This is a genomic window from Sphingobium lactosutens DS20, from assembly GCF_000445105.1.
Taxonomy (GTDB): Bacteria; Pseudomonadota; Alphaproteobacteria; order Sphingomonadales; family Sphingomonadaceae; genus Sphingobium; species Sphingobium lactosutens.
Window position 1 is genome coordinate 90,180 of the sequence record NZ_ATDP01000091.1, and the last position, 11,947, is coordinate 102,126.

11 protein-coding genes are annotated in these 11,947 nt (G+C 64.2%); 4 read left to right on the forward strand and 7 right to left on the reverse strand.

Going from position 1 to position 11,947, the window contains the following annotated elements; all coding sequences use genetic code 11:
• Positions 1-17: 17 nt before the first annotated feature.
• From mltG to RLDS_RS41645, 4 genes are all read right to left on the reverse strand, one after another.
• On the reverse strand, positions 18-1,016 hold the full coding sequence (gene mltG / locus RLDS_RS41630) for an endolytic transglycosylase MltG (protein WP_021226352.1): 999 nt from the start codon (positions 1,014-1,016) through the stop codon (positions 18-20).
• 152 nt (positions 1,017-1,168) lie between these two features.
• Positions 1,169-2,428, reverse strand: coding sequence for a beta-ketoacyl-ACP synthase II (fabF, locus tag RLDS_RS41635; RefSeq protein ID WP_031298262.1), 1,260 nt, complete (start codon positions 2,426-2,428; stop codon positions 1,169-1,171).
• 177 nt (positions 2,429-2,605) lie between these two features.
• Complete coding sequence (locus RLDS_RS41640) at positions 2,606-2,839, reverse strand: acyl carrier protein (RefSeq protein WP_007689016.1); 234 nt, start codon at positions 2,837-2,839, stop codon at positions 2,606-2,608.
• A 196-nt stretch (positions 2,840-3,035) separates the two neighbouring features.
• The gene (locus RLDS_RS41645) at positions 3,036-3,512 is read right to left on the reverse strand and encodes a hypothetical protein (protein WP_236616859.1); all 477 of its coding nucleotides are present in this window, start codon (positions 3,510-3,512) and stop codon (positions 3,036-3,038) included.
• Between the two features lie 119 nt (positions 3,513-3,631).
• On the opposite strand from RLDS_RS41645, the gene betI reads away from it, so the two are divergent.
• The 3 genes from betI to ahpF all read left to right on the forward strand — a co-directional run bounded on the left by betI (position 3,632) and on the right by ahpF (position 6,728).
• Positions 3,632-4,288 carry a transcriptional regulator BetI gene (gene betI, locus RLDS_RS41650; RefSeq protein ID WP_031298264.1) on the forward strand — a complete coding sequence of 219 codons (657 nt, stop codon included), beginning with the start codon at positions 3,632-3,634 and terminating at the stop codon, positions 4,286-4,288.
• Between the two features lie 107 nt (positions 4,289-4,395).
• Complete coding sequence (ahpC, locus tag RLDS_RS41655) at positions 4,396-4,959, forward strand: alkyl hydroperoxide reductase subunit C (protein ID WP_021226356.1); 564 nt, start codon at positions 4,396-4,398, stop codon at positions 4,957-4,959.
• Positions 4,960-5,144: 185 nt separating this feature from the next.
• Positions 5,145-6,728 carry an alkyl hydroperoxide reductase subunit F gene (ahpF, locus tag RLDS_RS41660; protein ID WP_021226357.1) on the forward strand — a complete coding sequence of 528 codons (1,584 nt, stop codon included), beginning with the start codon at positions 5,145-5,147 and terminating at the stop codon, positions 6,726-6,728.
• 59 nt (positions 6,729-6,787) lie between these two features.
• On the opposite strand, the gene RLDS_RS41665 is transcribed toward ahpF, so the two are convergent.
• The gene (locus RLDS_RS41665; RefSeq protein ID WP_021226358.1) at positions 6,788-7,219 is read right to left on the reverse strand and encodes a cupin domain-containing protein; all 432 of its coding nucleotides are present in this window, start codon (positions 7,217-7,219) and stop codon (positions 6,788-6,790) included.
• Between the two features lie 90 nt (positions 7,220-7,309).
• Here RLDS_RS41665 and RLDS_RS41670 point away from each other — a divergent pair, with 90 nt between their 5' ends.
• Positions 7,310-8,620 (forward strand): amino acid permease, encoded by a 1,311-nt coding sequence (locus RLDS_RS41670; RefSeq protein ID WP_031298268.1) that lies wholly within the window; start codon positions 7,310-7,312, stop codon positions 8,618-8,620.
• Positions 8,621-8,715: 95 nt separating this feature from the next.
• Here the strand turns inward: RLDS_RS41670 and dnaJ are convergent, their stop codons facing one another.
• Both dnaJ and dnaK read right to left on the reverse strand, forming a co-directional pair.
• A complete protein-coding gene (gene dnaJ / locus RLDS_RS41675; RefSeq protein WP_021226360.1) occupies positions 8,716-9,849 on the reverse strand; it encodes a molecular chaperone DnaJ in 1,134 nt (377 codons plus the stop codon).
• A 60-nt stretch (positions 9,850-9,909) separates the two neighbouring features.
• The gene (dnaK, locus tag RLDS_RS41680; RefSeq protein WP_021226361.1) at positions 9,910-11,808 is read right to left on the reverse strand and encodes a molecular chaperone DnaK; all 1,899 of its coding nucleotides are present in this window, start codon (positions 11,806-11,808) and stop codon (positions 9,910-9,912) included.
• Between the last annotated feature and the right edge of the window lie 139 nt (positions 11,809-11,947).

Here is an 11,947-nt window from a genome sequence, read left to right on the forward strand (position 1 = left end):
CGCAGTCCGCAAAGGCTTTAAAGCTCGCCGCGCGCGCGGCGAATTTCGAACCATTTGCGGACATTTTCATTATGCTGCTGCAAGGTGTCGGCAAAGATATGGCCGCCCTTCCCATCCGCCACGAAATAGAGCGCCTTGGTCTGCGCCGGATGCAGCACCGCCACGATCGACAGCCGGCCGGGATTGGCGATCGGTCCCTTGGGCAGGCCGGTCATCGCATAGGTATTATAGTCGTTGATCGCCGCGATTTCCGACTTGCGAATGCGCCGGCCCAGCGGCTTGCCGCGCGTGATGGGGTAGATGATCGTGGGGTCGGCCTGTAACATCATGCCCGCGCGCAGGCGGTTGGCATAGACGCCCGCGACCGTCGGCCGCTCCTTGGCGACGGCGGTTTCTTTCTCGACGATGCTCGCCAGGATGATCGCCTCGCGCGGGGTCTTCACCACCAGATCGGGCGCGCGCTCGGCCCATAGCTTGGCGAGCAGCTTCGTCATCGCGTCCTGCATGCGTTTCAGAACGGCGGCGCGCGGCTCGCCCTTGTCGAACGCATAGCTGTCGGGCAGTACGCTGCCTTCCTCGGGCACCTTGATATCGCCGGTCAGCTGGTCATTGGCCATCAACCGCTCATGCACCAGGATAGAAGGCATGCCTTCGGGGATGGTGATGAGCCGGGTGAGCGTTTTCCCGCCCTGCAGGATCGCCAATATGTCCTTGTTGCTGGCCTGCGCGGGAATGACGAACTCGCCTGCCTTGATCGGCGTCGATCCGCCGAAGACCTTGGCGCGGGTCAGAAAGGCATCGGCCGATCGCACCGCGCCCGCCTGCTTCAACAGCACGGCCGCATCGGACAGCGTCGCGCCTTCGGGCACGGTGATGCTGACATCCTTCGCCGCTGGCCCGTCCTCGCTCCAGCCGGCAACGAAGCGGAACGCGATGAACGCCGCCACCGCAAGGCCAATCAGCAGGATGCCGCAGCCGATGCGGCGCGTGGGGCTTGAGCGGGATCGTCTTGCCATGGGGATTCCAGTCCGTCCCGCTTTGTTGCTTCATCCTCCCCTTTAAGGGGAGGTGGCTGGCGCGGAGCGCCAGACGGAGGGGTGTCCTGCTCTGGATAGGGCGACACCCCTCACCACTTCGTGGTCCCCCTCCCCTTACAGGGGGAGGACTATCAAACCGCCTTCATGATCAGCGACGCGTTGGTGCCGCCAAAGCCGAAGCTGTTGTTCAGCACCGCGCGCACCTTGCGCTCCTTGGCGACATGCGGGACCAGGTCGACGCCCTTGCAGCTTTCGCTCGGTTCATCGAGGTTCAGCGTCGGCGGCACGATCTGGTCGCGCATGGCGAGGATGCAGAAAATGCTCTCCACCGCGCCCGCGCCGCCCAGCAAATGGCCGATCGCCGACTTGGTGGACGACATCGACATGGACGACAGATGGTCACCGAACAGCCGCTTGACCGCGCCCAGCTCCAGCTCGTCGCCCAGCGGCGTCGATGTGCCATGGGCGTTCACATAGTCGATATCTTCCAGCGACAGGCCGGATTTCCTGAGCGCCATTTCCATCGAGCGATAGCCGCCGCTGCCTTCGGGATGCGGGGCGGTGACATGATAGGCATCGCCCGACAGGCCATAGCCGATGACTTCTGCGTAGATTTTCGCGCCGCGCGCCTTGGCCCGCTCATACTCCTCCAGCACGACGACGCCCGCGCCTTCGCCCATGACGAAGCCGTCGCGGTTGACGTCATAGGGGCGGCTCGCCTTTTCCGGCGTGTCGTTGAACCCAGTGCTGAGCGCGCGCGCCTGGGCAAAGCCGGCAATGCCGATCGGGCAGATCGCGCTTTCCGCGCCGCCCGCCAGCATGACGTCGGCATCATCCATCGCGATCATGCGCGCGGCGTCGCCGATCGAATGCGCGCCCGTCGAACAGGCAGTGACGACGGCGTGGTTCGGCCCCATCAGGCCATATTTGATCGACACCTGGCCGGAGATGAGGTTGATCAGGCGGCCATGGACGAAGTGCGGCGAAACGCGTCCCGGCCCCTTGTTCGCCAGCACCAGCGATTCGCTTTCGATGCCCGGCAGGCCGCCAATGCCCGACCCGATCGAGCAGCCAGCGCGCAGCCGTTCTTCCTCCGTCATATTGTCGAGGCCCGCGTCGCGCAGCGCTTCGCTGGCCGCCGAAATGCCAAAGACGATGAAGGGATCGACCTGGCGCTGAATCTTGTGATCGACGTCCAGTGACGCGTCATAGCCATATTCATGATCGGCCGGCTTCACTTCGCAGGCGATGCGGCACTTGTAATCGGTCGCGTCGAAGCGCGTGATCGTGGCCGCGCCCGATTTCGACGCGATGATGTTCTTCCAGCTGGTTTCGACATTCCCGCCCAGCGGGCTCACCATGCCAAGGCCGGTTACAACGACACGACGCATATCCTAGCTCCGAAAATTCATGGACCTTATGCCGCCCATGTAGCCACTGAAAGCGCGCTTGTGAACGGCGCGCCAGATATGAAAAGGCTCCCCACGCCTCGGAAATCCGGACAGGAGGAGCCGTTTCTCGTTCGCCAGCGCAGTCCTTCCCTCGCAGGATCGGACCGGGCGGACAAATTACTGCTTGCTGTCGATATAGTCGATCGCATCCTTGACGGTGGCGATCTTCTCGGCAGCGTCGTCGGGAATTTCGACGCCGAATTCTTCCTCGAACGCCATCACCAGCTCGACGATGTCAAGGCTGTCGGCGCCCAGATCGTCGATGAAGCTGGCATCCTCGGTCACCTTTTCGGCTTCGACGCCCAGATGCTCGACGACGATTTTCTTTACGCGATCCGCGGTCTCACTCATGAGAGGTCCTTCTTGACAAATATCGTTGGTGGTCTGTGAACAACCGTTAAGGCAATGCCCTAGAGCCAAGCCCCGATAGAGGCAAGAGGCAAGGCCGCCAAGCCCCTTCGTTGCGATGCGATGGCGATCCGGCACGACGGGGCGTGCAAAGGCCATCGCCCACATGCAGCCGCCAATGCCGTGCCCTTACGCGCGGTCACCGGCAATAGCCCTCCTCGCCGGCAATCACGATCAGGCAATTTTCCTTCTCCGCCAGCCATTTGAAGCCCGTTTCCGCGCCCGTTCCCGGCCGGATCGTCAAATCCTTGCCATCGCGGGTGAAGCGGATCATGGCTCCGTCCGCCACGCCGTCATAAGTGCCCTGCCGATCGAGCGTATCCTTGTTGGCGACGGCATAATGACCCGGCCTGCCGTCGGGCGACGGCTGAATGTCCAGGAACAATCCCTCCGGCCCGGTCCAGCGACCGACCCAATCGTCCGTCGCCATCCGGTCCGTCGGCGCAGGTGCGGCGCCCACGGCGTCCGGCTCGGCCACATTCTCGATGGTCGGGGCCGATGCAGCGGCTTGGTTGCTGCCATTCGCGCTGTCCGGATCAGCCCCGCCGGAGCACCCGCTCGCCAGCAACATCAGCGCCGCGCCGGCAAGACTTTGCGGCATGAGGGAAAAGCGCATGATCATCTCCTTGTCCTGACCCGCCTTGTCGAACCCGTGGCCCGGCCGTTCGATCCTCCGTCCGCCGCTTGCCAGAGGACGCTGGGCGGGTCCAAAGAAGCATATGGGAAGGACAGGGCATGGCGCAACCGGCAGAACCTAGAGCAAGAGCGCGCTTCGTGCGCGAAACGCCCGACGTGCGGCGGCAGGCGCTGATCGACGCGACCGCCCGCTGCCTTGCCGAAAAGGGCGTCGGCGGCACCTCCGTCCGCGCGATCTGCGCGAAGGCGGGGGTGTCGTCCGGCCTGCTCACCCATTATTTTCCGGGCGTCGACGCGCTGATCCTGGCCACCTATCGCGACGTGGGCGCCAGGGTATCGACGGCGCTTGATGCCGCGATCGCGGCGGCGGGTGATGATCCGCGCGATCGGCTGCGCGCCTGCCTGCAAGCCAATCTGCGCCCGCCCGTGCTGGACCCCGATCTGCTCGCCACCTGGATCGCCTTTTGGAGCCTGGTCACGTCCGATCCCGCCATCGCCGCTGTCCATGCCGACGTCTATCGCGGCACGCGCCATCAGCTGGAGACGTTATTGGGTGAGGCCGCACCCCAACTTTCGCAGTCGCAAAAGCGGATCGCCGCCATCAGCCTCACCGCATTGGTGGACGGCCTGTGGCTGGAATTGTGCCTCGACCGGTCCAGCTTCACGGCCGAAGAAGCGCAGGCGATGGTGGAATCGGCGATGTTGCAATGGCTTGGCGAGATTGACGGCCCGGTCGATAAGTTTGCAGCGCTCTGATCGCTTTTCTCACTCAAGACATCCGAGAAAACCAATTTCCATTCGGCCTGCCCCCTCCCTACATGAGCTTCGCAACTGCAACACATTTTGCGAGGTAATCAGCGCCCATGGCTCTCATCAACACTCCCCTGCAGCCCTTCAAGGCCACCGCTTACAAGGACGGCAAGTTCGTCGACGTGACCGACGCCGACGTCAAGGGCAAGTGGGCTGTCTTCTTCTTCTATCCCGCCGACTTCACCTTCGTCTGCCCGACCGAGCTGGAAGACCTGGCCGACATCTATCCGACGCTCCAGGGCATGGACGTGGAAGTCTATTCGGTGTCGACCGATACCCATTTCTGCCACAAGGCCTGGCACGACACGTCGCCAGCGATCGGCAAGATCAACTATTATATGCTCGGCGACCAGAATCATCAGCTGTCGAACCAGTTCGGCGTGCTGCGCGAAGGCGTGGGCCTCGCGGATCGCGGCACCTTCGTGCTTGATCCCGAAGGCGTGATCCAGCTTGTCGAAATCACGCCCGAAGGCGTCGGCCGCAACGCTGCTGAACTGCTGCGCAAGGTCAAGGCGCTGCAATATTGGGCCGCGCATCCGGGCGAAGTCTGCCCCGCCAAGTGGGAAGAAGGCGCCGAAACGCTCGCGCCTTCGCTCGACCTCGTCGGCAAGATCTGAGACGCGTCAAGCGTCTGCGTAAGCACCGCCGGTTTCCCGCGCTTGCGGGAACCCGGCGGGCCCTTCGCACGATATTCCAACAGTTTTTTCGCCGGGGTCTTTGGGTCGCACCATCCCCGCAACGGGCCGCCGCATCCCCTCTCCCCAAACGGCGGCCCGCCTTCTTTCAACGGAGCCAGACAGATATGTTGGACGCAAATCTCAAGGGACAGCTGAAAAGCTATCTGGCGAACATCACCCAGCCGATCGAGCTGGTGGCGTCGCTGGATGAAGGCGCAAAGTCCCGTGAACTGAGCGAATTGCTGAACGAAATTGCCGAACTGTCGGACCATGTGTCCGTCACGACCGGCAATGCCCCTCGTAAGCCCAGCTTCATGATCCGCCGCATCGGCACCGACATTGGCGTGACCTTTGCGGGCATCCCGATGGGGCATGAATTCACGTCCCTGGTGCTCGCTTTGCTTCAGGTCGGCGGCCATCCGTCAAAGGCGGCGCAGGACCTGATCGAGCAGGTAAAGTCTCTCGACGGCGATTATGCCTTCGAAACCTATTTCTCGCTCTCCTGCCAGAATTGCCCGGACGTGGTGCAGGCGCTCAACCTGATGAGCGTGCTCAACCCCCGGATCAGCCATGTCGCGATCGACGGCGGCCTGTTCAAGGACGAGGTCGACGCACGCAAGATCATGGCCGTGCCCACCATTTTCCTCAACGGCGAACCCTTCGGCCAGGGGCGGATGGAACTGGAACAGATCGTCGCCAAGATCGACAGCGGCGCCGAGGCGCGCGCGGCCGAAAAGATCAAGCGCCAGGACCCGTTCGAAGTATTGGTGGTCGGCGGCGGCCCCGCTGGCGCTGCGGCCGCCATCTATGCGGCGCGCAAGGGCATCCGCACGGGCGTCGCGGCCGAACGTTTCGGCGGCCAGGTGCTCGACACCATGGATATCGAGAATTTCATCTCGGTCAGCCGCACCGAAGGCCCCAAGCTCGCCTCCGCTTTGGAAGCCCATGTCAGGGATTATGACGTCGAGATCATGAACCTGCAAAAGGCGGCGAAGCTGATCCCGGCCAAGACCGAGGGCGGCTATCATGAGGTTGTGCTGGAAAATGGCGCGTCGCTCAAAGGCCGCACCGTCATCCTGTCCACCGGCGCGCGCTGGCGCCAGATGGGGGTGCCCGGCGAGGACGAATATAGGAATAAGGGCGTCGCCTATTGCCCGCACTGCGACGGGCCGCTGTTCAAGGGCAAGCGCGTGGCGGTGATCGGCGGCGGCAATAGCGGCGTCGAAGCGGCGATCGACCTCGCCGGCATCGTCGCCCATGTGACGCTGATCGAATATGACAGCCAGCTGCGCGCCGACGCCGTCCTCCAGCGCAAGCTCGCCAGCCTGCCCAATGTGAAGATCATCACATCGGCCATGACCACGCAGGTCAACGGCAATGGCGAAAAGGTGATGGGCCTGTCCTACAAGGACCGCAACCATGGCACCGAACATGATGTCGAGCTGGAAGGGATTTTCGTCCAGATCGGCCTTGTTCCCAACACCGAATGGCTGAAGGACGCGATCGCTTTGTCCCCGCGTGGCGAAATCGAGATCGACGTCCGCGGTGAAACCAGCCAGCCCGGCATCTTCGCCGCGGGCGACTGCACCACCGTGCCCTACAAGCAGATCGTCATCGCGATGGGCGCGGGGTCGACCGCGGGCTTGTCCGCCTTCGATTATCTCATTCGCCTGCCCGCGGCCGACGAGGTCGAGGCGCAAGCGGCGTAACGGCACAACCCGAGCGGGGTTGCACGGCGGCCGGTCCAGCAATGGGCCGGCCGTTTTTGCTATTGCGGCTGCGCGTCCGGGGGCAGGCCAAGCGGCGCCTGCACCCGGTCGCCATGGCTCTTGGGGGCGGAAACGACGAGTATCTCCACCGGCGCGTCCCCGTCATTGCGCGCCTGATGCGGCACGCCCGGCGCGATTTCGATCCCCTGCCCCGGTGTCAGCCGATAGACGTGCCCGTCCCTTTCTATCGTCAGCACGCCGTCCAGAACATGGAAATATTGCCGCGCGGCCCGGTGATAATGGCGTATCTCCGCCGCGCCGGGCGCCAGCCGTTCCTCGATGACCGACAGGTCCGGCCGCTGGACCAGATGCCATCCGTCGTTGATGCCGCCCCAGACATAATGCTCCGCCTCCGCCTTGGAAATGGGGCCGGCAGCGGAAGGAACAGCGGCGGAACCGGCAAGGCCCAGCAGGATAAGCGCGAATGTCATGCTTTTCTGGAACGGATCGGCGCGCTTCGTCCTCCATCAGGGCGCACCCTGTCTGGCAATAAGCGCGCCGCCGCAGGACAGGCCGCCGCCATGGACCCCGCCCCGCCTTCCCCACCCGACGCCCCGCCCCCATCCCGCCCGTCGTCACGCACGCTCGGCCTTGCCGCCTGCATCGCGCTGGTGATGGGGAATATGATCGGGTCGGGCGTGTTCCTGCTGCCCGCCAGCCTGGCGCCCTTCGGCTGGGACGCGGTGGCGGGGTGGATATTCACCATCGCCGGGTCGCTCATACTGGCCTTCGTCATCGCGCGGCTGACCATCGCCATGCCCGACGCCAGCCCATCGCAGATGATCGCCCGCGCCTTCGGACCGCTCGCCGGTTTCGCGATTGGCTGGACCTACTGGATTTCGCTCATCATCACCAACGTCACCATCGCGGTGGCGGCGACCGCGAACCTCAGCAGCCTGCTGCCGGTGCTGGCGCGGCCGGGCCTTGGTGCGCTGTGTTCGATCGGCTTTCTGTGGCTGATGGCGGCCATCAACCTGGCCGGCGCGCGGGCGGCCGGGGTCGCGCAAATCTGGACCACGGCGATCAAGCTCATCCCGATCGCTGTCGTCCTGATCCTGCTGTTGCTCATTCTGGGCAGCGGCCGGGCGGACGTCGTGCCCTTCCCGGCGCAGGGCCTGACCGGCGCGGGGATCACCGCCTCGGCCGCGCTGACGCTCTGGGCGCTGCTCGGCTTTGAATCGGCCAGCGTCGCGGCCGACAAGGTGCGCGATCCGGCCCGCACCATCCCGCGCGCGACGCTCATCGGCACGGCGGCGACCGGCCTTATCTACCTGATCGTCTGCTCCGGTATCGCGCTGACATTGCCGGCGGCGCAGACGCAGACCGGTTCGCCCTTCGGCGCCTTCGTCAGCCATTATTGGGCGGCAGGCCCCGCCGGGCTGGTGGCGATCTTCGTCGTCATCAGCTGCCTTGGCGCGCTCAATAGCTGGACGCTGCTGCAAGGCGAAGTGCCGCTGGCGATGGCGCGCAATGGCGAACTGCCCCGCTGGCTCGCCGTCACCGACGCGCGCGGCACGCCGCGCCGCGCGCTCATCCTGTCGACCATCCTCGCCAGCCTGATGCTGGTCGCCAACAGCCTGCAAGGGCTGGTCGCGCTGTTCACCATGATGGCGCTGCTCGCGACATCGGCGACACTGTGGCTCTATGTCGGCTTCGCGCTCGCCAGCCTGCGGTTTCGCCTGGTGATGCCCGCGGCCTTTATCGGCCTTGGCTATGCGCTCTGGACCTTATGGGGCGCGGGGCTGATTGCCAGCGGATCGAGCATCCTGCTGATGCTCGCGGGCACGCCCTTCTACGCCTGGGCACGGCGGGAGCGGGCACAAGCTCCATAATCCGTTCGCTTCGAGCCTGTCGAGAAGCGGCTGGCGCCGCGATGACTGGTTCTCGACTTCGCTCGAACCGAACGGGGAAGGGAATGGGAAGGACGTCAGTCCCCCCACATGTCCTTTAACTTGGAGAAAAAGCCCGTCGATTGCGGACATTCCTCGCCCGTTTCCGTCTCGCGGAAGGCTTCGAGCAACTCGCGCTGCTTGGCGGTCAGCCTGGTCGGCGTCTCGACGTCCACCTGGATGACCAGATCGCCATGACCACGCCCGTTCAGCACCGGCATGCCCGCGCCACGCTGACGGATCTGCTTGCCCGACTGAATGCCGACGGGAATCTTGATCTCATGCCGGCTGCCATCCAGCCCCGGCACTTCGATGATGCCGCCCAAGGCGGCGGTCGTAAAGCTGACCGGCGCGCGGCAGAACAGCGTCGTGCCGTCGCGTTCAAAAATCGCATGACGCTTCACATGCAGGAAAATATAGAGGTCGCCGGCCGGCGCGCCGCGCGCGCCCGCTTCACCCTCGCCCGACAGGCGAATGCGCGTGCCTTCATCCACGCCGGCGGGGATCGTCACCGACAGCGACTTGGGCTTGTCGACGCGGCCCTCGCCCCGGCAGGACCGGCACGGGCTTTCGATCACCTGCCCCGCGCCGTGGCAGGACGGACAAGTGCGTTCGACCACGAAAAAGCCCTGCTGCGCACGCACCTGGCCATGACCATGGCAGGTGGCGCAAGTCTTGACCCCGGTGCCCGGCTGCGCGCCCGATCCGTCGCAGCTGTCGCAGGCGGCCGACACTTCGATTTCGATCTGCGTCTGCTTGCCATGATAGGCTTCGTCGAGGCTGATCTCCAGATCATAGCGCAGATCGGCGCCGCGACGCTGCTGCTGCCGCCCGCCCGCGCCGCCAAAGCCCGACTGGCCGAAGATCGTCTCGAATATATCGCCCAGATCGGAAAAGCCGCCGGCCTGACCACGGAACCCGCCGCCGCCTCCGCCGTTCTGTGCATTGGTATAGGCGGCATGGCCATAACGGTCATAGGCTGCCCGCTTCTGAGGGTCTTTCAGACACTCATAGGCTTCCGACACGGCCTTGAACTTGGCCTCGCTGTCGGTGCATCCCCCGGTGCGATCCGGGTGATATTTCATCGCGAGCTTGCGATACGCGCTCTTGATGGTCGCGCCGTCCGCGGTGCGCTCGACCTCGAGCAGCGAATAATAGTCCGTTTCAGTCATAGCATTCCCGGCTGAACCCGCCGCCGCGCATCACACGGGCGGCGGGCGCAGTCTATCGGCTTACGCCTTGTTGTCGTCCACTTCGGAGAATTCGGCGTCGACGACATCGTCATCCGCCTTGGGCGCGTCGGCTTCGGGCGAAGCAGCGGCGGCCTGTTCCTTCTCGTAAATGGCCTGACCCAGCTTCATGGCAACCGTGGCGAGTTCCTGCGCCTTGGTCTTCATGGCTTCAGAGTCGCCGCTTTCGATCGCGGACTTGGTCGCGGCAATGGCGGTTTCGATCTCGCCCTTCAGGCTCGCGTCGACCTTGTCGCCATGCTCGGCCAGCTGCGCCTCGGTCGTATGGACCAGGCTTTCGGCGTTATTCTTGGCCTCGGCTGCCTCGCGGCGCTTCTTGTCCTCTTCGGCAAAACGCTCTGCATCCTTGACCATCTGGTCGATGTCGGCGTCCGACAGACCACCCGACGCCTGGATGCGGATCTGCTGTTCCTTGCCGGTGCCCTTGTCCTTGGCGGACACGTTGACCAGGCCATTGGCGTCGATGTCGAACGTCACCTCGATCTGCGGCACACCACGCGGCGCGGGCGGAATGCCGACCAGGTCGAACTGGCCCAGCAGCTTGTTGTCCGCCGCCATTTCGCGTTCGCCCTGGAACACGCGGATCGTCACCGCCTGCTGATTGTCATCAGCGGTTGAATAGGTCTGCGACTTCTTGGCGGGAATGGTGGTGTTGCGGTCGATCATGCGAGTGAACACGCCACCCAGCGTCTCGATGCCCAGCGACAGCGGGGTAACGTCCAGCAGCAGCACGTCCTTGACGTCGCCCTGCAACACGCCCGCCTGAATCGCCGCGCCCATGGCGACGACTTCGTCCGGGTTGACGCCGGTGTGCGGTTCCTTGCCGAAAAAGTCCTTCACGGCCTCGCGCACCTTGGGCATGCGGGTCATGCCGCCGACGAGGACGACTTCGCTGATCTCGCTCGCCGAAACGCCCGCGTCCGCCAGCGCCTTCTTGCACGGCTCCATCGTCCGCTTGATGAGGTCGGCGACAAGGCGTTCCAAATCGGCGCGAGTCACCGTCTTGACGAGGTGCTTGGGACCATTCTGGTCGGCGGTGATGAAGGGCAGGTTGACCTCGGTCGTCTGCGCGCTCGACAGCTCGATCTTCGCCTTCTCTGCCGCTTCCTTCAGACGCTGGAGCGCCAGCTTGTCCTTGGTGAGGTCGATGCCCTCGGCCTTCTGGAAGTCGGCAGCCAGATATTCGACCAGCTTCGCGTCGAAATCTTCACCGCCCAGGAAGGTGTCGCCATTGGTCGACTTCACCTCGAACACGCCATCGCCAATCTCCAGGATGGAGATGTCGAAGGTGCCGCCGCCAAGGTCATAGACCGCGATCGTCTTGCCGTCCTGCTTGTCGAGACCGTAGGCGAGCGCCGCCGCGGTCGGCTCGTTGATGATGCGCAGAACCTCAAGGCCCGCAATCTGGCCCGCGTCCTTGGTCGCCTGACGCTGGGCGTCGTTGAAATAGGCAGGAACGGTGATGACCGCCTGCGTGACCGTCTCGCCCAGATAGGACTCGGCGGTTTCCTTCATCTTTTGCAGGGTGAAGGCGCTGATCTGCGACGGGCTGTAATCCTGGCCGCCGGCCTTGACCCAGGCGTCGCCGTTCGGGCCCTTGGCGATCGAATAGGGGACGAGTTCCATGTCCTTCTTGGTCATGGGATCGTCGAAGCGGCGGCCGATGAGGCGCTTCACCGCGAAAATCGTGTTGTCCGGGTTGGTGACCGCCTGGCGCTTGGCCGGCTGACCGATCAGACGCTCGCCATCCTTGGCGAAGGCGACGATCGAGGGCGTGGTCCGCGCCCCTTCCGCATTTTCGATAACCTTGGGCTTGCCGCCATCCATCACAGCCACGCAGCTGTTGGTCGTGCCAAGGTCGATCCCGATAACTTTTGCCATTTTTTCCTCTTTTAACCCCAAATCATGCGTTCAGCGGTTGAAGGCCAAATACCCCACGAAAGCGCCAAGGCAAGGCCGGTTTGCACGGGGGATATAGGCGTGCTTTCGCTTGGCACAAGGCGCAGGGGCGATTAGCTAT

Excerpts from the sequence above, each read along its gene's own strand:
- RLDS_RS41645 (WP_236616859.1), bottom strand. The coding sequence starts at position 3,512 with ATGCGCTTTTCCCTCATGCCGCAAAGTCTTGCCGGCGCGGCGCTGATG.
- ahpC (WP_021226356.1), top strand. The coding sequence starts at position 4,396 with ATGGCTCTCATCAACACTCCCCTGCAGCCCTTCAAGGCCACCGCTTAC.
- dnaJ (WP_021226360.1), bottom strand. The coding sequence starts at position 9,849 with ATGACTGAAACGGACTATTATTCGCTGCTCGAGGTCGAGCGCACCGCG.
- RLDS_RS41640 (WP_007689016.1), bottom strand. The coding sequence starts at position 2,839 with ATGAGTGAGACCGCGGATCGCGTAAAGAAAATCGTCGTCGAGCATCTG.
- dnaK (WP_021226361.1), bottom strand. The coding sequence starts at position 11,808 with ATGGCAAAAGTTATCGGGATCGACCTTGGCACGACCAACAGCTGCGTG.
- ahpF (WP_021226357.1), top strand. The coding sequence starts at position 5,145 with ATGTTGGACGCAAATCTCAAGGGACAGCTGAAAAGCTATCTGGCGAAC.
- mltG (WP_021226352.1), bottom strand. The coding sequence starts at position 1,016 with ATGGCAAGACGATCCCGCTCAAGCCCCACGCGCCGCATCGGCTGCGGC.
- fabF (WP_031298262.1), bottom strand. The coding sequence starts at position 2,428 with ATGCGTCGTGTCGTTGTAACCGGCCTTGGCATGGTGAGCCCGCTGGGC.
- RLDS_RS41670 (WP_031298268.1), top strand. The coding sequence starts at position 7,310 with ATGGACCCCGCCCCGCCTTCCCCACCCGACGCCCCGCCCCCATCCCGC.
- betI (WP_031298264.1), top strand. The coding sequence starts at position 3,632 with ATGGCGCAACCGGCAGAACCTAGAGCAAGAGCGCGCTTCGTGCGCGAA.
- RLDS_RS41665 (WP_021226358.1), bottom strand. The coding sequence starts at position 7,219 with ATGACATTCGCGCTTATCCTGCTGGGCCTTGCCGGTTCCGCCGCTGTT.